The organism is Microvenator marinus (assembly GCF_007993755.1).
Taxonomy (GTDB): domain Bacteria; phylum Myxococcota_A; class Bradymonadia; order Bradymonadales; family Bradymonadaceae; genus Allomicrovenator; species Allomicrovenator marinus.
The window spans coordinates 632,656-655,692 of the sequence record NZ_CP042467.1 but is presented as its reverse complement, the minus strand read 5'-3'; the positions used below and the strand labels follow the sequence as shown (position 1 = coordinate 655,692).

Here is a 23,037-nt window from a genome sequence, read left to right as displayed (position 1 = left end):
GATTGCCAGGAGGCCACATGAAGTTCAGCAGCGACGATATCATCAAACAAGAGTTTGAACGCCGAGTTCGCGGATACGACGTCAATCAAGTCAGAGAGTTTTTGGAGGGTGTGGCTCGCGAATGGGACCACCTCGCGATGAATGCCAAACAAGCTCAAAAAGAACGTGATGAGCTGATGGCTGAGGTTCGGGAGTACAGGCGGCGTGAGCGAACGCTGCAGGACGCCCTGGACATGGCCCGTCAGATGTCCGAGGACCTCAAGCACCAGGCGACTCGTGAGGCAGAACTCTTGGTGGCGGATGCCGAAATTAAGGCGGAAAAGATTCTCGCTGAGTGTGAGGACGAGATCAGCCGAGCTCAGTCCGAGGTGAGAGTGCTTGAAGAGCGTCGGGTGCGGGTGTTGGCCGAGTTGAAGGCCACTCTCGAGACGCATTTGGCTTTCGTCGAGAAGTTCGAAACGTCTGAAGTAGAGTGGGACGCCATCGAAGAAGAGACGAATCTGGCGACCTAGTCTGTTTTTAAGGCAAAGAAAAAGGCGTGGTCATCGACCACGCCTTTTTTGATTCTATCCGATTCGGATTATTCGGCTGCTACGCAGAACTCAGTTGGAGTTGCACCAGCGTGCGGGCAGTGAGTAGCAGCGTCAGCAGCTGCAGCGCCCACGTGGTAGAGACGGCATGCAGCCGTATCGCCTGTTGTGTCGCCTTCTGTACCAACTTCGAACGCTTCACATGCTGTCAAGCAACCAGCGTTGTCGGTGTAATCGGTAGCGAATGCTTCCGCGCAATTTGCTTCGTACTGCGTGCAGTAATCAGCGCATGGCTCGAAAGTTCCACCGTTTGTGGTGGTCTGGTTGTTTGTGGTGGTCTGGTTGTTTGTGGTGGTTTGGTTGTTAGTTGTCGTTTCGTTGTTTGTCTGAGTCGTCTCATTGTTTGTCTGAGTCGTCTCATTGTTTGTTTGAGTCGTTTCATTGTTGGTGTTGTTGTTGTTGTTATTTGAGGGTGTTTCCTCGTCGTCACCACAACCAATCGAACCAGCGAGAGCCGCAGCACACATCATGACCAAAAATTTCTTCATTTTTCCTTCCTTTACTACTTAACCGACGGGCCCGACATGAGCCCGTTTCCTTCTGCTCGCTAAAGGTAAGCGATATTCGTGCCAGCCTTTCAAGTGCTTGATGTTTAGCATGTTTTTTACAGAGGCGGGGCATCACCAAGGCAAGAGTGTGACAAACGTGTCACTCGTGTCATTTTTTTGACGGTTTTGAGCGCCTGGTCGTCCACCACGCGAATTTGGAATCCGAAGTGCATTGCGGGGAATCAGAGTGACGAGGTGAATATGTTTCGCAAGTTGATAACTTTGGTTTTTGCGTTGGTTTTGTCGGGGTCGGTCTTTGCGCAATCAAGTCTTGAGCAGATTGAGAGCCGTCCATCGGCAGATAATGGGTTGGTGTTTCACTACCCAGAAGCAGCATCAAAGGCTGCTGAGGATTTAATGGAGACGGCCCCAGCGGACCTGGCGAAGCTCAAGGCATCTTTGGGTGTCGAGGAAATGAAGCCTATCCAAGTGTGGGTATTGAAGCGGGTAGGGGACTATTTCAGGCTTCATCAAATTCCAAACAATGCGCCCGAATGGGCGGCCGGCCTTTCGTTTTCAAATCGCGCAACGGTGATTGTGGCAAACAAACCGGGGGCTCAGGGTATGGCTGAGGTTGACGCGACGTTCAGACACGAATTGGCGCACGTCGCCGTTGATATCGCTGCGAGGGGCAAGAAAGTTCCAAGATGGTTTCACGAGGGGTTTGCTGTGCTTCACGCCGATGAGTGGACGGCCGACAGGAGTGAGCTTTTATCGCGCGCAGCCGCGGCGAGCGGCCTGATTGCCTTTGGAGATCTGGAGTTTAGCTTTCCTGAGCATCATAACACGGCATCACTTGCGTACGCTCAATCGTTCCATTTTGTTCGAGATTTGAGAGATAGGCACGGAGACGATGTGTTTTCGAGACTTTTTCAAAATATGGAGCAAGGGGATAGCTTTCATCAGTCTTTTCGTAAGGTTACGGGTGAAAGTGTCCCTGTTGCGGAGGGGCGTTGGCGCCAAGATTTGAAGAACGCATCAAGTTTGTGGTCGCTTTTCATGGACGGAATTGTCATATTTTTTGGCGCAAGTCTGCTTTTCCTAGTAGCTTGGAGATTGCGTAAGAAGCGCACCGCACAAAAGCTAGCGTCCATGAAGGACAACCCGGCATGGGATTACGATGAATCGCAATATCCATTGCCTGGAGAGCATTAAGCGGCGCGCCCAATACTGACCAAGGATGGTCAACATAGAGGAGTGCTAAGGATGGCGAAGGAATTACGTACCCATGAAAATGAGTCGCGCGCAGCCCGCATATTAAGACCCAATGAGTCTGAGGGAGCAATCACCGAACGGATGGCGTCGTTTCGCCCGCCCGAAGAGGTGGCTTTGCGTCAAGATACGCTCGAGACCTTCGCGCGGATGATGGCTGAGGAAGCGCGCTTGATTCGGGACCATGAGTCCACCCGTCGCAACAAGGCGTTCTCTGAGCTTCTCGCACGTGAGGCACTCGGGCAATTTGACCGAATCGAGGCCAAACAAGGCCGCTTCGCCAAAGACTTTGGGGCAGATCGCGAGTTTTGGGAACTTTGCCGACGAGTCCTCCTTGCGCACGGTGACGACTCCCGTGACGTGGTCGAGCATATTGCGTCCGAGGCCGGACTTGTAGAGGGTTTGGACGCAATTCGTTTGGCTTGGGTCGATGGTGAATCTCCTGAATCCCTTCTCCAAAGGCTCGATGAGGTGACCGGAGCTCGACCGCTCGAGGATATGCCAGCGCTGAGTGCGCAATTTGCGACCTTGCTCTGTGTGGACTTCCTGCTCGAGTTGGGACGTTCAGACGAGGCGATTCGCGCTCTAAACACCCTTCGTCATCATCCCGAGCTCGACGGTCAGACGCGAGCCCAGCTCGTGGCGATGGAAGCCTCCTGGTTAGCGAGCCACGCAAGGATTGACGAGGCGAGCAACGTGCTCAAGGACTCCCTCTCGCACACGATTGCAGGGGACGACGTCGAAGACCTTCTCTATTCACTTCTTCGTGACACGGGCGCCAAAGACGAGGGCTTTGAGTTCCTTTCCGAGGCTCGCCTTAGCCGCCGTGTGGCCCCGATTGCGCTTGAACTCAGCCAGATGACCTATCAGCGCGACCCTAAGACTGCGGCTGAAGTACTCGAGCGCGCGGGCCAAGACTTCGAGGAAGATGCGCTTGTGCGTGAGGGATATGTGGCCCTTTTGCACGCCACTGACGCTCAAGATGCTAAGCTCATCGACCTCTTGAACGCCCGTCTTGCGAATCCAGGACTCTCATCCGATGAGCGGGTCTGGACCCTTTGGGAGCTTGGGCGCCTTTACGAGTCTCAGTCCCACCATAGACCAGATGCCGGGCTAGAAAGTGCTGCGGCGGAGGTCTACGTTGAGGCTTTGCAACACGAGCCCTCGTTTACGCCTGCGATTCGTGCGCTGGGCCGACTCTACAGTCGTTTGGGTGAATGGGGACTCTTGGCGGACTTGTATGAGACAGAGATTGCTCACCTTGGGGAGGCCCCGTTTGTTTGGCGACGGCATTTCCAGGTTGCCGAGATTTATGAACAGCGTCTGAATCAGGCGTCGAAGGCTCTTAAGCACTACTTGACCGTGGTGCGACACAGAAATGGCTATCTACCGGCGCTCAAGGGCGCAGCGCGTCTCATGGAGAGGGAAGGGCGGTGGACAGAACTCGCCGACCTCTTCCTGGCGAGCGTGAGCGCGACTGAGTCCAGACGCCAAAAGCTCTATCTTTTGGAGAAGGTCGCGGAGATTGCTGAAGACAGGCTTCAGCATACCGAAGTTGCGATTGGGGCTTGGGAAGAGATCCTCGAGTTGGACCCCGAGCAATCGCGCGCCTTTGCCGCGCTGGGACGGCTCTATTCCCGCGGCGAGCGTTGGAATGATTTGTTGATGCTGAACGAGCGAGAGCTCGGCTTGATCGACGACGAGGAAGAATCGGCGGCGCTCTTGGTTCGAAACGCGAGCATCGCTGTGGATAAACTGGGCATGACCGACGTGGCGGAAGACGCCTACCGACGCGCCCTGAACCTACTTCCGGACTACCTGCCTGCTTTGGAAGGTCTCGGCCGTATCTACGTGCGAGGCGCCCGATGGGATGAGCTCGTAGCGATGACGGAGGCCCAGCTGGTGTCGAGCCCCGACAAACGCGAAGCTGAGCGCCACCTTGGAGCGCTCGCCGAGTTGATGGAGTTCGAGTGTGGGCATGAGGCGGACGCCGTGCTTCTCTACACGCGGATTCAGGAACTCAATCCGTCAAACCCTCATGTCTTCTTCGCGTTGGCACGTTTGCACCGCCAAACAGGGAATTGGCGAGCGCTGATTTCGGTGCTTGAGGAGCGCGTCGTAAGAACGCTTCCTGAAGATCAGCCAATTCTTTTGGCCGAGATTGCCAATGTCTTGGAATGGCGCCTGGAAAGTCCAGCCGAGGCCTATGGCTACTGGATGAAAGGTGCGCGCATCGAGGCCGAGAATATCCACTGGCTCTACGGCATTCTGAGAACCTGGCGTGCCGCGGGAGTGGATGCGATGAAGCTCTCCAAAGAGTTGGAGGAGCTTGCACTTCGCACCATGCCAGCTGAGGCTCGTGACACCTATTTCCTCTCGATCGCGCGGATTCGCGAGCGGGCGAGTGGGACTCCTCAGAAGAGCGTCGGCTACCGTGTTCATGGTGATGAACATTGCACCGAAAACCAGGCTGTTGTTCGCTTATGTGCTGGACTTGCCGGAGATCGCGCGGGTCTTTTGCGTCAGCGCGACGAACACCCATGGTTTGGGGTTGAGCAGGTGGTCGGGGTCAAAGAGTGGAATGGGCCAACTAAACAGACATTGATTCGTGTTCTCGAGAGCGCGAGCGCCGATGAGCGCAATTGGTTTGTCGGCTGGTTGCCTAATGAGCTCGCTGAGGCTTGGATCGAGGATGGAGACTCGAAGGTAAGCCGACTTCGGCGGGAGATCCAGCGCGTGAAGGCTGGCCTGAAGCCTGAGGGGGATTCAGTTGATCCGGACGTTCTTCGTTTGAGAATCGAAGAAGCCTCGGCCCACAAAGATGTGGAAAAGTGGATTTCTTTGACGCGCGAAGAGATCGCAGCGGCGGTTTCTCGAGACCTCAGGGTCAAGAGGAGCGTCGATTTAGCGGCTGTGTTGCAGGGCCTTGAATCGCGTGAGGTGCTTGAAGAGGCGGTCGAGATCGCGTTTGGCAACGAGCCGGCGATCGAAGACGGGCCCATTGTTGACGAGCTTTTTGCAGCGCTTGAGACAGGCCAGATTTGGGATGCGATGCGCACGGCGCTTGAGTCTCACGTGGCCAACATCGAGCTCGGTGATGCCCGTCGAGCTGAGCTCTTCGAGAAGCTCGGCGAGGTGTTGGAAGAGAAGATTTTGGACCTCGATGGTGCTCGTCATGCCTATGAGCATGCCTGGCAGCTTTCAAATGACCCGAGGAATCTGAGTGCGATTGTGGGCGTATGCCGCTCGCTCGACGACTTGGAGTCGGCGGCGCAGTTCCAAGAGCTTCATTTCCGAGAGGTATTGAAGTCGGATTCACCGATCGACCGTTTGAACTCGGGACTCGACCTGGCTGAGCTATGCGTTCGAATCGGCGACGCGGCGAAGGCTATTGAGCATCTGGAGATGTTGCTTCATCCGAAGGTATCTCATCCGTCGTACACTCAAGTTCGGCTAAAACTGGCTCATCTCCATTGTGATTTTGGCGACGTAGAGCGCGGAATCGGACTTTTTGAGGAGACGCTTTCGTTCAACGCACTCGAATCCCAAATCTTGGATTGGCGCCGTTTGGTGCGGGCATACAAGGTGGACCTTGGAGATGCGGCTCAGGCCTATGCCCTCCAGTGGAAGCTCGTGCGCTCACAACCGTCCTCATTGGACGATGTGGATGAGTTGCTCGAGATTGCGTGGGAGCTCAATGAGCTTCATGATTGCTGCATTGAGATCGAGTCGTTTGCGAAAGAACTCGATGTGCCGACGAGGATTGCGCTTGTTGGGCGAGCCGCTGTGGCGCTCGATGAAGACCTTGGGCGCGCTGACGAGGCGGCACGTCTCTATCGCGACTTGGTGGCTATTGGAGGCCCTGAATCGACCCTAGACTACCGTCGACGCCTGGCTTTCACGCTCTCGAGGAGCGTGGGTCGCGAGACTGAAGCGCTTAAGCATTTTGAGACGCTGGTGGCCGAAGAGCCCTTCGAGTCGACGACGTACAAGGGAATGGTCGAGGTTTTTGAGAAGATTCAAGCCTACGACCGTGCGCGTGTCGCTCGTCAGTTCCTTCGGACCCTGAACATGAAGGTTGAAGGCGAGGAAATCCGCGCTAAATCAAGCGTTTCGAGGGCATTCTCGGACGATGATATCCGTCAGCTTTTGCTTCCAGAGGACCTTCGCCCGTACTTTGCAGCACTGCATGCTGTGATGCCGATTGCGGAGAAGCTCTGGGGCGGCGACCTTCCTCAGAAGAAGGCGTTGGACGCTCAGAAGATCGAGGACTCGAGATTGCTCGATGCCCTTGCCAATGCGGGGCAGATGTTTGGCATCAAGAAGATCAAGGCTTTTGCGTCGGATTCGGCACAGAACACGCCGTTTGTCTTCCATGAGTCCACGCCGGTTTCTTGGTTCAACTCCGAGTTAATCGAGAAGTGTTCCGAGCCCGAGTTGCGCTTCCTCGCCGGATATTCTGCGGCTCTGGCCTGGTCTGAAGTTTCGGCACTGAGCGCGCTCGATGGCCGAGAGATCTGGCACTTGCTCGAAGGGATTTTGTACAAGCAGACCGGTGCTGGGTTCAGTGAACGTGTGGACGCCCGTAGTCAGGAGATGGCCGACGCTGTGTCGAGCCCGTTCTTTGCGGTTGCGAGACGAAGAGTGGTACAGGCGCTCGAGCCGGCACTGGAGACTATTGCGAGTGCCCATTGCGAGGCGTGGCCTGCGCAACTTCATTCGTTTGCACTGCGGGTAGGCCTTCTTAGTGCGTCGGATATTCAAGCCGCTACCTCTGGTACCCTGCGGATGTCGGGCTGGAGCGAGCCGCTAAGTGAAGAGGCGACTCAGAAGCAGTTGAGGCGCTCGAAGGACGTCGAAAATCTCTTCAAGTTCGGAATGTCTGAGGCTTTCCTCTTGGCTAGATTCAAGGTCGGTTTGGGTTCGAGACCTTCTCAGTTCAATCGGATTTAGAGTTTGTTCATTTCGCCCGATGAGTCGAATTTCTCGGGCTGAAACGGCAACTGAATCCCAACGCGTGTACCTTCGCCGGGGGTGCTGTCCATTTGGATGGTGCCCCCGTGCATTTCCACGAATCGGCGCGCCAGCGCTAGCCCAAGCCCGATCCCGCGCTTGCCGAACTCGAACTCGCCGGATGAGTGATACTGGGAGTTGAACGAACTGAAAAACGGGGCAAAAACCTGTTGGAGGTCTTCTTCTTCAATACCAATCCCTTGATCCTGAACCCAGACCTCGTATCTGGAATCATCGAGTCTCCCAAACGCTAAGACGATCTCTTGGTTGTCGTGGGAGAATTTGATTGCGTTCATAACCACATTGATGAGCACGTCGATGATTTTTTCGCGGTCCACATAGAGCGGCGGGAAGGGCGAAGGGATATCAATTCGGAGCTTTTGGTGCCGGCGCACGAGGAACGGGTCCACGTGTAGACGCAGGGCATCCCCCAGTTCACTGGCCTTTGTCGGCTGCAGGTCCAAGGTCATCGAAGGGTCTTCGGTGGCCATCATCTTGAAAATTCTAGAACTGATGTTCTTGAGGCGGTTTGCGCTGCTCTCGATGCCCGCTAGAGCCTTTCCAATAACCACATTCGTGGCCGGGGTTAGTTCGCGACGTAACAAAAACTCGTAACCGAGGATGACCGCGATAGGGGTATTCAACTCATGGCTCACCACCTCCATGAACACCGATTTCATGCGGTCTAGGAGTTTAAGTTCTTCGTTTTTGTCTTGAAGCGCCTGGTTCTGTTCCTCGAGTTGCGCGTTTGCCTCTTTGAGCTTCTCAACCAGGAGTTCACGTTCGCGACGCGTTTCGAAATAGTCGAACGCCTGCGAGACAAAGAGCTTGAGCTCGAGAGGGTTCCACGGTTTTGCGATGTAGCGGTAAACGCTGCCTTCGTTGATAGCTTCAATCACGCTATCGAGGCTTGAATACCCGGTGAGGAGCACCCGAACGATATCTGGATGTGTGGCCCGCAATTCGGTCAAAAACTCCACACCTGTAGTCTCTGGCATTCGCTGGTCGGTCAGAACGACATGGACCTCTTCGTTCTCGATGAGCTCCCACGCATCTCTCGTGTTCTGGGCTCTCAGTACACGGTATTCCTTTCGGAAAAGGCGATAGATGGAGTCCAGAATGTCAGGTTCGTCATCGATGACGAGAAAGGTGCGTTCCATGGTCTCTCTTAACTATCGGAAAAATAAAGTGTTGTAAACGAAGCTCTAAAGGTCGATCAGGCCCAAGAAATCTGTTTCTCCGATGATTTTGATGTCACCGCCTTCTCGATTATAGGCTTCCGCTTTCTCAAGTTTGTTGGTTCTCCAGCCACCCTTGAACTTTTCGAGGTCTGCGTCGCCAATGACGAGATAGTCCAAGTCTTTGATGACTCCGCTCGGTGTCTCCCCGCCAAGTGCTTGGACTTTCTTCTGCGCGTCTTTGCGAGACATGGATTCCATAGCGCCCGTAAAGAGAAACTTCTTGCCACGCAATGCTCCTTCTTTCGGCTCCTCCTTGACGAACTGAATTTCGAGGATATCTGCCAACTCCAAGATATCTTCTCGCCTGTGCTCAAGCCCTGAACAGACCTTTTGGGCGATGATATCACCGATGGTGTGGATGGAGGCGAGCTCCTCTTCTTTGATGTCCAGGATCGCTTCGATGGAGTCGTAGCGTTGAGCCAGGATTTTGCTCACGTGATTTCCGAGTTCATCGATACCAAGCGCGCGCAAGAAGACTTCCGCACGAGGTTTTCTCCGTTCCCGAATCTTCTCGACAAGTTTTTCCGCGAGCTTTCGGCCCACACGCTCAAGACTCATGAGGTCTTCCGGTGTTATCGCGAAGAAGTCCACCGGTGCAGTGACGAGCTCGGCCTCGTAGAGGGTCTCCAAAATCTTTGGCCCGAATCCCTTAATCTCCATGACGGTTGCGAAGTGTTCGAGCTCTTTGAGACGGCTTCCTCGACAGTTCGGCTGGTGGTCTGCGACCAGAATATCGCCGTCCCGTCGTGTTGGCGCTCCGCAAAACGGACACTCTGAGGGTAGTTCAACCGGGATGTCTCCGGCCTCTAGAACACGCTCGAGATGTGGAATCACGCCGCCGCGACGCACCATGAGGACTTTTGAATTGAGCGTTAGCCCCTTGTCGCCGCCAAGCTTGTCCATGATCGAGAGGTTATGGAGGCTACAACGCGTCACGGTTGCGCCGGAGAGGTCTACAGGATCCACCACCCCAACCGGATTAATCGCCCCAGTTCGAGAGACGCTCCAGTGGATCTCACGCAGCACGCTTTGCCCGGCATCCCCTTGAAACTTGTACGCAATAGCGTATCGCGGGTGGTGAGCTGTAAATCCCATCCGTTCTTGTTCTTCGATGGAATTGACCTTGTAAACAAGGCCGTCGGTCTCGTAGTTCAGGCTCGCACGTCGAGCTGAGATATCGTCGTAGGCGGCTTGAAGTCCGTCCACGTGAACGACCGTGCTCTCCACTTCAGAGAACCCAAGCTTTGCGAGAAAGAGCATCTTTTCGTTTTCGCTTTGAAACTCGCGACCTATCGCATCGTAGGCGAAGAAGTGGACCTCAAAACGCCGAGTTTTCTCTGGATCTTTCTGCTTGAGCGCGCCGGCAGTGAGGTTTCTGGGGCTTGAATACTCGCCCTCGAATTTTGCGCGAAACACATCAAGCGGCAGGTAGGCTTCGCCTCGCACCTCGAGCGGTCCATCGGAAATCTTTAGTGGAACATCGACAATTCGCTTCACGTTCTCGGTGATGAGCTCACCAACGGTTCCGTTGCCGCGAGTGGAGCCAATCACGAGTTCGCCGTTTTGGTCGTAGCGAATGCACACGGCCACGCCATCAACCTTGGGGCTTACGACGACTTCGCCGTCGAATTTCCCGAACCATTTGAGGAGCGTGGCTTCGTCATAACACTTGTCCAACGAGAGCATCGGTGGATCGTGGGCGACTTTCTCGCCTTCGAATTCAAAGCCCTCCGCGGCGCCTTCCGGGCCAATCGCGTCGAGCACCGGGCTTTGAGGAGCCTTGGTGCGAAGAGCTTCGACGAGTCGGTCGAAGTCCTCGTCAGAGATGACCGCGTTATTATCCACCCAGTAGGCTTTGTTGTGGAACTGGACTGCGCTCTCAAGGTCTTCGACCTCAAGTTGCATCCATGGCTGCGAGCGTGTGATATCCACCATAATTGACCTCAGATTTTGCTGCCGATCTCTCGCCTCTGGGCTTCGATCGCTGTGATTACAGTTAGATTGACGATAGAGGCCACACTGCCGGCTCTGTCGATGATATTCATGGGGCGATTCATGCCCAAGAGGATAGGGCCGATGACTTCGGCGCCTCCGATATGCCGCATCAGCTTATACGCGATGTTTGAGGCGTCGAGAGATGGGAAAATCAGGACATTTGCGCGACCATCTAGCGTTGAAAAGTCGAAGGTCGATGCCCGGAAGTCCACGTCGAGCGCGGGGTCCACCTGCATCTCACCGTCAATCCTCAAGTCGGGGCGACGTTTGTGAACGATGGAGGTCGCCTCAGAAACCTTTTGTGCCTGAGGGTTTCGACTCTGCCCGAAGTTCGAATAACTCAACATCGCGATTCGAGGCACCACGTCAAAGGTACGCGCGAAGTCGGCCGTTTGAATCGCGACCTGCGCGAGGGCCTCCGCATCGGGATTGATATTGACCGTAGTGTCCGCAAAAAAGATGAGCCCGGTCTTCGTAAGCACGAGGTGAACCCCAAAAGCTCTTGGAGAATGCGTGCCTATCACCTCGAGACCTGGGCGAAGCGAGTGCCCGTAGTTTTTGGTAATGCCCGTAACAAGCCCGTCAGCTCGGTGCTCGGCGAGCATGACCATGCCGTAGTCCTCGCGATGGCGAAGTCGCTTGCGCGCTTCCTCGCGTGTCACACCGTGACGGTGGCGCCGTTTGTAGAGCGCTTCGACCATGTTGTTGTACTCAGAATCGAGCGCGGGGTCGAAAATCTCAATGCCCTCAACGTCGAGATCGAGCTCTTGGGCGCGGGCGCGAATTTCGTCTTCTTTGCCCATCAAGATCGGGATCGCGATATGCTCGTCGACCAGAATCTGCGCGGCGTGCAGTATCTTGTCGTGATTTCCTTCCGGAAACAAAATGCGCTTTGGTGAGCGGCGAGCCTTGCGAATCAGATATCGAATAATCTGCTTGGAGAGTGCCTGCGAGGCTTCGAGTTTATCTCGATAAAGCTGAACGTCGGTCAGTGGTTTTCGAGCCACTCCACACTCGCTCGCGGCCTCGGCCACCGCGGGCGCCACGCGCAAGAGTACGCGGGGGTCGAAAGGCTTTGGGATGATGTACTCAGGTCCAAATTTTAAGGCCTCAGTTCCGTACGCCTTCAACACCGACTCGGGGACTTCTTCCCGGGCCAGGGACGCAATGGCGTGAACCGCGGCGATCTTCATCTCTTCATTGATCGTGGTCGCCCCAACATCCAGAGCGCCCCTGAAGAGGAACGGAAAGCCAAGTACGTTATTGACCTGATTTGGGAAGTCGCTTCGGCCCGTACCCATGATGATATCGTCGCGGACAGCGCGTGCGTCTGGATAGGAAATCTCGGGGTCGGGGTTTGCGAGCGCAAAGATGATGGCTTTTGCCGCCATCGTTCGGACCATGTCTTGAGACATGACGCCTCCGGCGGAGAGACCCACAAAAACGTCCGCTCCTACCAGGCACTCAGCCAGGGTGCGGAACTTGGTATCTTTGGCGAAATAGCGTCTCCACTCGTCGAGCCCCTCGCGCTCCGAATGAATCACCCCCTCGATATCCGTCATGATGATGTTTTCGCGCATGACGCCGAGGCTGCAGAAGAGCCGAGCGGTCGCTATGGCCGCTGCGCCCGCACCGCTGAACACCACCTTGAGTTCGCCCATCTCCTTTTGTTGCAAAAGGGCAGCATTGATAAGTGCCGCACTCACGATAATGGCCGTTCCATGCTGGTCGTCGTGGAAGACCGGAATGTTCATTTTCTCACGGAGTTGCTCTTCGATATAAAAGCACTCCGGCGCCTTGATGTCTTCAAGATTGATGGCGCCAAATGTGGGCTCCATGGCTTTGACGCACTGAATAAAAACGTCCGGGTCGGCCGCATCCAATTCAATGTCGAAGGTGTCGATATTGGCCAGCGACTTGAGCAAGACGGCCTTGCCTTCCATGACGGGTTTAGCCGCGAGTGGCCCGATATTCCCAAGGCCCAAAACCGCCGTCCCGTTCGTGATCACCGCAACCAGATTTCCCTTGTTCGTGTAGCGAAACACGTCATTCGGTTCTTTGACGATCTCTCGACAAGGCTCGGCCACTCCTGGTGAGTAGGCAAGGGCGAGGTCACGTTGAGAAGAGAGAGGCTTGGTGGGGGTGATCTCGAATTTTCCGGGTGTCGGAAACTCGTGGTATTCGAGCGCGTCTTTGCGCCTGACAGGGGCATGTTGCGGCATAATGGTTGGCCTGTGGTTTGACACATCAGTGGGTCGTCAAACGTGGTATCACAGACCGTTTGCACGGTGAACACGCGTTTCTAAGGACGCTCTTTCAGACCTCGATCGATGAGGTCTTGCAAAGCGGTCGAGACCTCCCGAGCGAAGTGCGATGAATCGGTCTCAAGCGTGTGCTCTGGAGGGTAGATGGGGTCACCCACGTAGAACCTGAACGGCACGCGACGTGCCAACGGCAAAAAGAGTGGCACCCGCTGATTGTTGAGCCATGGCACGCGGAGTCCATGGCTTGTTAATATGGGGAACACTTCGTCGGGGCCAATTCCGGCGATAGGTACAACCGGCTTTCCCGTCTTGATGGCTACATGTGCGAAACCGTTGCGACCATCCCATTTGAGGCGGTAGCGCTCTGAGCGCGTCTTGAGCGAGTCCTTGGCGCCACCGGGATAGACGACCACCATCTCTTGAGCCTCGAGCAGCTCACACGCCGTCTTTCGTTCACCTGCCACCGCCCCACATTCCTCCAGAATATTCTTGAGGACAGGGACATCAAAGAGCGCCTTCAAGCCCAAGCCACGCGGGGCTCGGCCAGTCGCATCGTAGAGTTTCGGCATCAGTGCGAGCGCGTCAATCCCAGCGAGCGCGTGGTTTCCTACGATGAGGACACCACCTTCGGGAATCTTGTGAGCGTCGTAAAGTTGAGTGTCAAAGTATCGGCTCACCCGGTCGAGTGCCTTGAGAGTAATGGCTGGAATGGGGCGAGTCAGGTCGGTGGACATCTTGGAATCTAGGCGCACCAAGTTGCACAGGGGTGCATCTTGCTTATCAGGAGGTCACTATGCCTTTTCTCAGCGCACTTGTCAGCACCGCAACTCAAACCGAACGAGCACTTGCCGAATTTGGCGTGGGATTTTTGTTTGGGGCCGCGGACTTTTTGGGGAAGCTTGAGATTTCCAGTGAGAAGGTCAATGTATTGGCCGATATCCCCTACGGCCCAGATCCCGCGCACCGTCTCGACGTGTTGATGCCCGTGGGCCCAACGAAAGGCATCGCTATTCACGTACACGGCGGTGGGTTCAGGCTGCTCAGCAAGGACTCGCATCGGCATATCGCGCGCGAGATTGCGGCTCGTGGCTACGTCACTCTGAATGTGAATTACAGGCTTGCTCCTGAACACAAATATCCGTCTGCTCTCCAGGATATCGCATCGGCGCTCGAGTGGGCTGCCGCGAATCGTGAGTTGCTGGGTGTTGAAGGTCCGGAAGTTGTGTTGGTTGGAGAGTCAGCAGGCGCTTACCTGGTCATGATGACCGCTCTCGCGATGAGCGGCGAGGTAGACGAGGTTTGGGCGCGGCGAATCGAGCGGCTTGGGTTTAGGCCTACACTGACTGTGCCCATCTCGGGGCTTATGGATATGAAGCGCAACGTGCGTTGTGACTCGAAGATGGCCGAATCCGAAGTTGAGCGCGCACGGCTGGCGTTTGCCGGCAGCGCAGAGGTGCCTGATCCTATCGACCTATTGACCAGTGGCGCGAGGGTGCGTGGGTTGGTGAAGGTCGTTCGCGCGACACAGGATCCGCTGCGCGTCCATTCTGATGCGCTTTTCACAGTCCTTTCGTCTTCAGGTTCGAAGGTGGAGATGCAGTCCTTTGACGGTCCTCATAGCTTTCACGCATTCACATGGACGGACGCGGCACGTGATGCGTGGGACTGGATTCTCCCGCGTTAAATTCTAATACAAAAAAGTATGGTATTTGGAATCAATTTGGGGTAGTGATGCATCCTAAAGACGGCGAAGGACCAAGCCCAATGCCGTTGAGTCAAAATTGATGCAAAATTGTATGGTTTTGGCGTTGATGTTCTTAAACCCTTTGTGTAGGGTCCGCCGCCTCGGAGGACTGAGACTATGAAAATCACAGCCCTGGAAGAATACGGATTGAGATGTTTGCTGCATGTCGCACGGCATCCAGAAGAGCCTATTTCGGCGCAAACCATTGCCGAAAAAGAAGGGCTCTCGCTTCCGTACACCCAAAAGATATTGCGCATCTTGGCTCAAAACGACTTGATCGAGGCCAAGCGTGGCGTCAACGGAGGCTACGTGCTCGCCCGCTCGCCCGACCGCATCAGTGTTGGTGACGCTGTGCGTGCGCTAGGCGGCATGTTCGATATCGATGAGATTTGCGAGCGCTATACCGGCGAGCTCACGGCGTGTGCACACGAGTGCAAATGTACGCTTAGGCCCGTCTGGAGCCATATCGCTGAGTTCGTAGTGCGAACCCTCGATAATGTCTCGATCGCAGTGCTCTTAAGAGATCAAAACGCTGTAACCAATTACCTACAGAAACTCGCGCCCCCACCAGATGAAGTATTCTGCCCGGTCGCATGAGGAGAAGATATGAGTTCTGAAATTCAAGCAATGATAGACAAGCCGTACAAATACGGATTTGTTTCGGATATCGAGGCTGACCAGCTTCCACGCGGTCTGGATGAAGACATTATTCGGGCGCTTTCGGCCAAGAAGGAAGAGCCGGAGTGGATGTTGGAGTGGCGTCTCAAAGCCTATCGGCATTGGCTTACGCTCGAAGAGCCCGAGTGGCCCAACGTGACATATGAAAAGCCGAACTTCCAGGACATCATCTACTACTCGGCCCCCAAGGTTAAGAAGCAGAAAGAAAGCCTCGATGAGGTCGACCCACAGATTCTCGAAGTCTATGAGAAGCTCGGGATCCCGCTCTACGAGCAGAAGATGCTGCAAAACGTGGCTGTGGATGCCGTCTTTGACAGCGTCAGTGTGGCTACGACCTTCAAGAAGAAGCTCAAAGATGCGGGCGTGATTTTCTGCTCGTTCAGTGAGGCCATCAAAGAGTACCCGGACCTGGTTCAGAAGTACTTGGGCTCCGTGGTGCCTTATACCGACAACTTCTACGCGGCCCTGAACTCGGCTGTGTTCTCCGATGGCTCCTTTGTGTTTGTGCCCAAAGGCGTAAAGTCTCCGATGGAACTCTCGACTTATTTCCGCATCAACACGCAGGATTCCGGTCAGTTCGAGCGCACTTTGATTGTGTGTGAGGACGACGCGTACGTGAGCTACCTTGAAGGCTGCACGGCTCCACAGTTCGACACGAACCAGTTGCACGCCGCCGTGGTGGAATTGGTCGCCATGGAGCGCGCCGAGATCAAGTACTCGACCGTACAAAACTGGTACGCCGGAGACAAAGACGGGAAGGGCGGAATTTACAACTTTGTGACGAAGCGCGGACTTTGCGCTGGCGAGTCGTCCAAGATTTCCTGGACGCAGGTCGAGACGGGCTCAGCGATTACGTGGAAGTACCCGAGCTGTATCCTCAAAGGGGATAACTCGATCGGTGAGTTCTATTCGGTCGCACTCACGAACAACATGCAGCAGGCCGACACGGGAACCAAGATGATCCACCTCGGGAAGAACACGAGGAGCACCATCATCTCTAAAGGTATCTCAGCTGGTCGCTCGCAGAACTCGTATCGCGGACTGGTCAAGATCATGAAGGGCGCTGAGGGTGCGCGTAGTTATGCCGAATGTGATTCGATGCTCATCGGCGAAGAATGTGGCGCTCATACCTTCCCGTATATCGAGGTCAACAACCCGACCGCTCAGGTCGAGCACGAGGCGACCACTTCGAGAATCGGAGAGGACCAGATCTTCTACTTCCTCCAACGGGGAATCGATGAAGAGAACGCCATCTCCATGATCATTAACGGATTTTGCAAAGATGTTTTCCGTGAGCTCCCGATGGAGTTCGCCGTGGAAGCTCAAAAATTACTTGGAATTAAGCTTGAAGGCAGCGTGGGCTAAGTCCACCGGAGTAGAATTATGACTCTTCTTAAAATTGAAAATTTGCACGCCAAAGTGGCGGAAACTGGCCCAAAAATTCTCAAAGGCTTTAGCCTGACCGTTAACGCGGGCGAGGTCCATGCCATCATGGGGCCAAACGGTAGCGGCAAGTCCACCTTGACCAAGATCGTGGCGGGCCACCCGGCCTACGAAGTCACTGACGGCACCGTCGAGTTTGAAGGCAATGACCTCCTCGAGTTGGAAGCCGACGAGCGCGCTCGTGCTGGCGTGTTCTTGGCGTTCCAATACCCGATTGAAGTCCCGGGCGTTTCAAACTCTTCGTTTTTGCGCGAGTCGTACAACGCGATCTGCAAAGAGCAGGGCAAAGAAGAGCTCGACCCGCTCGAGTTTGATGACTATGTCCGAGAGCGTCTCAAGACCGTGGATATGGACCCGAAATTCTTGGACCGTAGTGTCAATGTCGGGTTCTCGGGCGGTGAGAAGAAGCGAAACGAGATCCTTCAAATGGCGGTCTTAAATCCGAAGCTCGCCCTCCTTGATGAGACCGACTCAGGGCTCGATATCGACGCACTTCGGACTGTCGCTGCAGGCATCAACACCCTGCAAAATGAGGGCAATGCAGTTGTCCTGATCACGCACTATCAGCGACTTCTCAACTACGTGGAGCCGGACTTTGTGCACGTCATGGTGGACGGCAAGATCGTCAAGTCTGGTGGGCGTGAATTGGCGCTCGAGCTCGAAGAGCGAGGCTACGAGTGGGTTTTGGACGATAAGGGGGCAGCATGAGCAACACTCACCCGTTTATCTCGGGGAGTTGGAGTGCTCAGGTCCCGACGCCAGCGTTGCTCGAAGCATTTCGAGCCGAGGCGAAGGCCAAATCGGACTTGGACCCTCCAACCCATAAACATGAAGAATGGCGATTTAGCGAAGTTAAGTCGGTCACAAATCGCGAGTTAAATCCGGTTTGGAGCGGCACGATTGATGCCAAGGTAGCAAAAGCGTTTGAGATCGAAGAATGCCACAACCACGTTGCGTTGACGGTCAACGGGGCGATTCAAAGCCTGCCTTCGGCCTCAAACGTTCAGGTTGGACGTCTTGAGGACTTGGATGCGGCAGCACAAGGCGCTGTTAAAGATGCGATTGGACACGGTGCTTCGTATTGGAGCGATGTGTTCAAGTCGCAAAATGACATGCTAGCGCCCGAAGTGCTCTGTGTGGTGGTGCCGCCAGATACGTCTGCAGAATTACCGCTTCATCTGCTCAACGTAGGAAATGCTGCAGCGGATTCCGTATTTGCGAACCGGACGATCATCGTCATCGGCAGAAACTCCAAGGCTCGCCTCGTTGAGGAATATCGAAGCGCGGACGAAGGCCAGAATTATTTCCGGAATGCAGTCACTGAAGTGCTCGTGGGTGAAAACGCTCACGTGACGCATATTCGCGTACAGGACGAAGGTCCGAAGGCACAGCATTTGTTGCGCTCGGCCGTGCGTCTCGGCGCCAATAGCCATTACGACTCGTACACGATTTCCGTAGGTGGAGCCTGGGCGCGCCACGACCTCTTGGCACGTCACGAAGGCGAGGGTGCGTTCGCTCGTATCGATGGCCTGGCGCTGCTCGTTGACGAGCAACTCAGTGATACCCATACGATCATCGATAACACGCGGCCGCACTGCAACAGCCACCAGCTCCACAAGATCGTGGCTGGGGGCAAGGGGCACGCAGTCTTCAACGGTAAGATTTTCGTGCAGAAGGGCGCTCAAAAGATCGATGCTTACCAGCTCAATCGCTCGCTCTTGCTCTCGGACAAAGCCAAGGTTGACGCGAAGCCGCAGCTCGAGATCTTTGCGGACGACGTGCGCTGTACACACGGCGCGACCATCGGGCAGCTCGACGACGAGCAAGTCTTCTACCTGAAGAGTCGCGGATACGACGAACAGGCTGCGCGCGGCATGTTGACCTACGCGTTTGCCGGTGAAGTTCTCGATGAAATCGACGTGCCTTCGCTTCGTCAACGTTTGATTGAGATCGCGCGTTCCAGAACCCGTTGAGGTAAGTATGAGTGCCGCACTTCATGAGACGATGGTGGATTGGGAGAGGGTCCGAAAGGACTTTCCAATCCTAGACCAGAAAGTTCACGGGAAGCGTCTGGCGTTTTTGGACAACGCGGCGTCGAGCCACGTTCCAGAACCCGTGCTCGAGCGTCTTTTGACCTATCAGCGCACCGAGCATAGCAATATTCATCGCGGCGTTCATGCCTTGAGTCAGCGGGCTACGGATGCCTTTGAAGGTGTACGCACCAAGGTCAAGGACTTCATCAACGCGCGTGAAGACCGTGAAATTGTCTTTGTGCGGGGTGCCACCGAAGGCATCAACCTCGTCATGCACGGTTATGGGCGAAAGTACCTCAAAGCCGGTGACGAGGTGGTCATCACCACCATGGAACACCACGCGAATATCGTTCCCTGGCAGATGCTCCGTGACGAGAAGGGCATCGTGTTGAAGGTGGTGCCCATCACCGACGACGGCCGGATCGAAGAAGACGCGTTTGTGGAAGCCTTATCAGAGCGCACGCGCCTTGTGGGACTTGTGCATGTGTCCAATTCCTTGGGCACCATCAACGACGTCAAACGCTTGGTGAGCCTTGCCCATCAACGCGACATTCCTGTCCTCGTGGATGGTTGCCAGGCCACGCCTCATATGAAAGTTGACGTGCAGGATTTGGACGCCGATTTCTACGTCTTTTCTGGGCATAAGATGTGCGCGCCTACCGGCTCCGGTGTTCTTTACGGAAAGGCCTCGTGGCTAGAGAGAATGCAGCCCTTCATGGGTGGCGGCGACATGATTTTGTCCGTGAGTTTTGAGAAGACGACCTACAACCAAATTCCGCATAAATTCGAGGCTGGAACGCCTGCAATTCTGCCGGTGGTTGGGCTCGGGGCGGCCATCGACTATCTGGAAACGATCGGCATGGACCGCATTGCTGAGCGTGAGGCCTCGCTTGGGGACTACGCCCTCGGGCGCCTCAAAGCGTTGGAAGGGGTCAGGGTGTTTGGGCCGGACAAAGATCGCGCCTCGGTCTATTCATTTGGTATCTCCGACGTTCATCCACACGATATCGGAACCATTCTAGACCAGGCGGGTGTGGCGATTCGAGCCGGGCATCACTGCACGCAGCCACTGATGAAGAGGCTCGGTGTGCCGGCGACGGCACGTGCTTCGGTCGCCTTCTACAATAACGAAGAAGACGTAGATCAATTGGTGGGCGCTATCGAACATGTTCGGGAGATTTTTGGCGTATGACAGACTTACGAGACCTCTACCAAGAGGTCATACTTGACCATAATAGGAAGCCTCGAAATTTCGGGGTTCTGGAGCCTTGTACGCACGACGCACACGGCCACAATCCACTCTGTGGGGACGACTATCATGTCTATCTGGTGGTCGATTCCGACACCGTGAAGGATGTGTCTTTTGATGGAGCGGGCTGCGCGATCTCCAAAGCCGCGGCGTCGATGATGACGTCTCGAGTCAAAGGTAAATCCGTAGACGAAGCTCGAGAATTGGTGGAGGAGTTTCGACTGATGATGGCGAGTCAGGAAAGTGAGGAGCAATCCGAGCATCTGGGCCATCTTCGGGTGTTTAAGGGAGTGGCTCAACTCCCCAACCGTATCAAATGTGCGGTCCTTCCCTGGCATACACTGAGTGCTGCGCTGGGCGGTGCAGAAGGTGCCAGTACTGAGGGCGAGCACGATGTGTGGGAGAACTCATGAAGATTAAAGAAATTGAGTACACGCCCAATCCCAACGCCGTAAAGTTCATCCTCGATGAACCCTTGACGCCCTTTGGGATTGCTGGGGAGTTTCATAACGCGGAACAGGCAGCGTCGGTTCCTTTTGCGCGAGCGCTCTTCGAAGTGGAGCACGTTCAATCGGTCTACTACACGCACACCTGGGTGACGATCACGCAAGATGGAGGGGTTAGCTGGCACGAGTTGCTTCGTGAAGTAGCGATTCCAATCCGCGAGGCGGTCGTTGAAGATGCGAGCATTGGTGAGTCTATGCTTCATCAAGGTGAGCCGATTGAAGGGGAGGGCGTGGGTCTAGATGACCCGCGAATCCCAGAAATTCAGCAAATTCTGGACGAAGACATCCTTCCATTCCTGCAGTCGGACGGTGGTGGCCTCGAGATCAAGGGGTTTGTGAACAACCAGCTCTTAATTCGTTACCAGGGTGCGTGTGGCACGTGTCCGGCGTCTTCCATGGGCACTCTTATGGCCATTGAGAACGCTATCCAGATGCAGGTAGACCCCGATATCGAAGTCGTAGCCATCTAGCCCGGCTATTCTGAGGAGACTCCGCCGCTTGCTGCCCGGCAAATCCTTAGTGGTGGCCTATTTTTTGAGTTCTGCGATTTGCGCTTTCATGAGTTCGAGCTCTCGTTCCAGTTCCATACGCCGATCACGCTCTTTGAGCCGCTCCTCTCGCTCTTTGAGCCGCTCCTCATGCTCTTTGAGCCGCTCCGCTTCGATTTGAGCGCGCAGGGCACGTTCTTCGGCCAGCTCGGCCTTAAGCTCAATCGGCGATTTACCATCGATAAAGAATTCCATAACAACCCTCTCCAACGCTTCTTCCTTTAGTTTAGACAACTTCTGCTCGTGCATCAATCGCATCGCAGTACCGAACTGCTCTCCCGTTTCCGGTAGCCTTGTGGACACTCTCATCCAGTCGTAGACGGGGTCATCTGGCAGGTGTGACGTGGCCACCAAAAACATGCCTCCTAAATTCAGAGGACTCCGTCTCCAAATTCCGGGATTCTCTGTTTCCTCAAAAAGCCCTTTTTCGCGCAAAAGTCGATCAGGTCGTTGGTAGGAAAGTATCACGAGAATCGGTGGTCTTAGACCTCCACGTTCCTTGAGCGCCACCTTCTCGAAGTTTTGAAGCAAATGTGCGATCTTCGCCAAAGAGTTGGCATAAGCTGCTGTGCTGACCGAACCCGAAAAATGCTCTACGATCACATCGCGCCTCAAGAGGTCGGGCGTGAGTTCAACCCAAAGCTCGGTTGTTGGAATGACTCGAACAAGAGCATCCACCTCAAGTTGTTGCCTCAATACTACCGAAGACCTGACGTCACACGAGAGTTGGAGTGCGAAGTCGGTACACCACTTCTCGTGGCGCTTATGAATTTTTTTGGCTCCCATAAATATCTCGCAACAAAGGTTACAAAGATGTTTTCGGCCAAAATTTCCAAGTGTTGCGCATTTTATTCATTTTTTTGGTTTGGGCGTGAAACTTGGGCACACGCGGAAGTCAGAGTGGTTTGATGCAGATTTTCCGATATTGACGTATCTATCTCGGTTTGGGACACTCTCTAAAACAACTGTCCTAACTTGAGGGGACCAAAACAGGGGAAGAATCGTGCAAACACGCAACACGCAACACGCAACACGCAACACGCAACACGCAACACGCAACACGCAACACTATGGTGCCTAGCACTTTTTGCGCTTTCGGGCTGCTACAGTGATGGAGAGGGGGACAAAATTGAAGAAACGCGCAGGCAGGAAGTAGTCTTCGGTAAACGTCACGTTGAAACCACAAGAGGCGTATACGAACTTGCGCGCCAACCTGGCTGGCGAAGCCAAGCGCATAACGTGGCAGCTTTTAATCGCTCCACAGGGGCATTGCGAGCCAACGTTTTAAACGAAGAGTTAGATTGCAAGGACATCGGAGCGGGCTTCATAGGGACGTTTTTTATGACTTCGGACACCCGAGCCCTGACGGCGCTGCACACCCTCAATACGACCCAACCGAGGTATCAGGTGCAGTTCGAGTCATTTCTCGGAATTCATTGGAACGATACCCCCACGGCAACTGGGTACGATGTTTTAAATGAAGCGTGGGGCGATACTCTTCGATGTGGCGATGACGAACTTTCTCCGTTTCTTCCCAATCGTCTCTTTGCGTTGGGTCTAGAAAAGTGGGCACAAAAGTCATCAAGCCAAATCCACGAAACTTTGCGGGGAGAGTGGCGCTTTGAGATTGAATCAATTGCGCAGCCTGATCCTCACCATGTACAAGGGACACTCTGGGGCCAAGGGTTTGCCCCTTTGTTGCCCACTTCTCCGTCCAAAGACATAGCCCTTCTCAAGGCCCGTCAACTCGACCCTCCAGATTGGATGGGAATGAGGCCTTTCCCACTCATCTCGCCGTCGGTTTTTTTCGATCAAATTGAGGTCGCAAAGCCCGAGTACGGTTTCATTGAAAGTGACACCGCTGTTAAAGCCTCGTACACATCGCCGTTTATCCCAAGGCTCCCGCTAACCCCAAGCGCTTGTTTATCTGGCGAATATTCAGGAGCATTTCAGAACTTAAAGAACTATCTGTG

The 23,037-nt window shown here is 54.8% G+C and carries 17 protein-coding genes; 11 read left to right on the top strand and 6 right to left on the bottom strand.

The window, feature by feature from the left end; all coding sequences use genetic code 11:
* The first annotated feature begins 17 nt into the window (after positions 1 to 17).
* Complete coding sequence (locus tag FRD01_RS02770; RefSeq protein WP_146957437.1) at positions 18 to 512, top strand: DivIVA domain-containing protein; 495 nt, start codon at positions 18 to 20, stop codon at positions 510 to 512.
* A 68-nt stretch (positions 513 to 580) separates the two neighbouring features.
* Here FRD01_RS02770 and FRD01_RS02765 read toward each other — a convergent pair whose 3' ends face one another.
* The gene (locus FRD01_RS02765; RefSeq protein ID WP_146957435.1) at positions 581 to 1,078 is read right to left on the bottom strand and encodes a hypothetical protein; all 498 of its coding nucleotides are present in this window, start codon (positions 1,076 to 1,078) and stop codon (positions 581 to 583) included.
* A gap of 261 nt (positions 1,079 to 1,339) precedes the next feature.
* Between FRD01_RS02765 and FRD01_RS02760 the strand changes: the two genes are divergently transcribed.
* Both FRD01_RS02760 and FRD01_RS02755 read left to right on the top strand, forming a co-directional pair.
* A complete protein-coding gene (locus tag FRD01_RS02760; RefSeq protein ID WP_146957433.1) occupies positions 1,340 to 2,293 on the top strand; it encodes a peptidase MA family metallohydrolase in 954 nt (317 codons plus the stop codon).
* Between the two features lie 51 nt (positions 2,294 to 2,344).
* Positions 2,345 to 7,303 carry a tetratricopeptide repeat protein gene (locus FRD01_RS02755; RefSeq protein WP_146957431.1) on the top strand — a complete coding sequence of 1,653 codons (4,959 nt, stop codon included), beginning with the start codon at positions 2,345 to 2,347 and terminating at the stop codon, positions 7,301 to 7,303.
* Here the strand turns inward: FRD01_RS02755 and FRD01_RS02750 are convergent.
* The 4 genes from FRD01_RS02750 to FRD01_RS02735 form a co-directional block, all read right to left on the bottom strand.
* Positions 7,300 to 8,523: a hybrid sensor histidine kinase/response regulator gene (locus FRD01_RS02750; protein ID WP_146957429.1), complete on the bottom strand. Its 1,224-nt coding sequence runs from the start codon at positions 8,521 to 8,523 to the stop codon at positions 7,300 to 7,302. The two genes, FRD01_RS02755 and FRD01_RS02750, sit on opposite strands and share 4 nt — an antisense overlap.
* A gap of 45 nt (positions 8,524 to 8,568) precedes the next feature.
* Entirely contained in the window at positions 8,569 to 10,539 is a 1,971-nt protein-coding gene (gene ligA / locus FRD01_RS02745) for an NAD-dependent DNA ligase LigA (RefSeq protein ID WP_146957427.1), read from the bottom strand.
* 8 nt (positions 10,540 to 10,547) lie between these two features.
* Positions 10,548 to 12,821, bottom strand: a complete 2,274-nt coding sequence (locus FRD01_RS02740) for an NADP-dependent malic enzyme (RefSeq protein ID WP_146957425.1) — start codon at positions 12,819 to 12,821, stop codon at positions 10,548 to 10,550.
* 80 nt (positions 12,822 to 12,901) lie between these two features.
* A complete protein-coding gene (locus FRD01_RS02735) occupies positions 12,902 to 13,597 on the bottom strand; it encodes a lysophospholipid acyltransferase family protein (RefSeq protein WP_146957423.1) in 696 nt (231 codons plus the stop codon).
* Positions 13,598 to 13,656: 59 nt separating this feature from the next.
* Between FRD01_RS02735 and FRD01_RS02730 the strand changes: the two genes are divergently transcribed.
* From FRD01_RS02730 to FRD01_RS02695, 8 genes are all read left to right on the top strand, one after another.
* Complete coding sequence (locus FRD01_RS02730) at positions 13,657 to 14,547, top strand: alpha/beta hydrolase (protein WP_146957421.1); 891 nt, start codon at positions 13,657 to 13,659, stop codon at positions 14,545 to 14,547.
* 177 nt (positions 14,548 to 14,724) lie between these two features.
* Positions 14,725 to 15,204 carry an RrF2 family transcriptional regulator gene (locus FRD01_RS02725; RefSeq protein ID WP_146957419.1) on the top strand — a complete coding sequence of 160 codons (480 nt, stop codon included), beginning with the start codon at positions 14,725 to 14,727 and terminating at the stop codon, positions 15,202 to 15,204.
* 9 nt (positions 15,205 to 15,213) lie between these two features.
* Positions 15,214 to 16,650 carry a Fe-S cluster assembly protein SufB gene (gene sufB, locus FRD01_RS02720; RefSeq protein ID WP_146957417.1) on the top strand — a complete coding sequence of 479 codons (1,437 nt, stop codon included), beginning with the start codon at positions 15,214 to 15,216 and terminating at the stop codon, positions 16,648 to 16,650.
* An 18-nt stretch (positions 16,651 to 16,668) separates the two neighbouring features.
* Entirely contained in the window at positions 16,669 to 17,436 is a 768-nt protein-coding gene (sufC, locus tag FRD01_RS02715; protein WP_146957415.1) for a Fe-S cluster assembly ATPase SufC, read from the top strand.
* On the top strand, positions 17,433 to 18,701 hold the full coding sequence (gene sufD / locus FRD01_RS02710) for a Fe-S cluster assembly protein SufD (RefSeq protein ID WP_146957413.1): 1,269 nt from the start codon (positions 17,433 to 17,435) through the stop codon (positions 18,699 to 18,701). The genes sufC and sufD overlap by 4 nt, the downstream gene beginning before the upstream one ends.
* Before the next feature lie 7 nt (positions 18,702 to 18,708).
* Positions 18,709 to 19,953, top strand: a complete 1,245-nt coding sequence (locus tag FRD01_RS02705) for a cysteine desulfurase (RefSeq protein WP_249755948.1) — start codon at positions 18,709 to 18,711, stop codon at positions 19,951 to 19,953.
* Positions 19,950 to 20,423 (top strand): Fe-S cluster assembly sulfur transfer protein SufU, encoded by a 474-nt coding sequence (gene sufU, locus FRD01_RS02700; protein WP_146957411.1) that lies wholly within the window; start codon positions 19,950 to 19,952, stop codon positions 20,421 to 20,423. The genes FRD01_RS02705 and sufU overlap by 4 nt, the downstream gene beginning before the upstream one ends.
* Positions 20,420 to 20,986 carry a NifU family protein gene (locus FRD01_RS02695; protein ID WP_146957409.1) on the top strand — a complete coding sequence of 189 codons (567 nt, stop codon included), beginning with the start codon at positions 20,420 to 20,422 and terminating at the stop codon, positions 20,984 to 20,986. The genes sufU and FRD01_RS02695 overlap by 4 nt, the downstream gene beginning before the upstream one ends.
* Positions 20,987 to 21,043: 57 nt before the next feature.
* On the opposite strand, the gene FRD01_RS02690 is transcribed toward FRD01_RS02695, so the two are convergent.
* A complete protein-coding gene (locus tag FRD01_RS02690) occupies positions 21,044 to 21,850 on the bottom strand; it encodes a hypothetical protein (RefSeq protein ID WP_146957407.1) in 807 nt (268 codons plus the stop codon).
* Between the last annotated feature and the right edge of the window lie 1,187 nt (positions 21,851 to 23,037).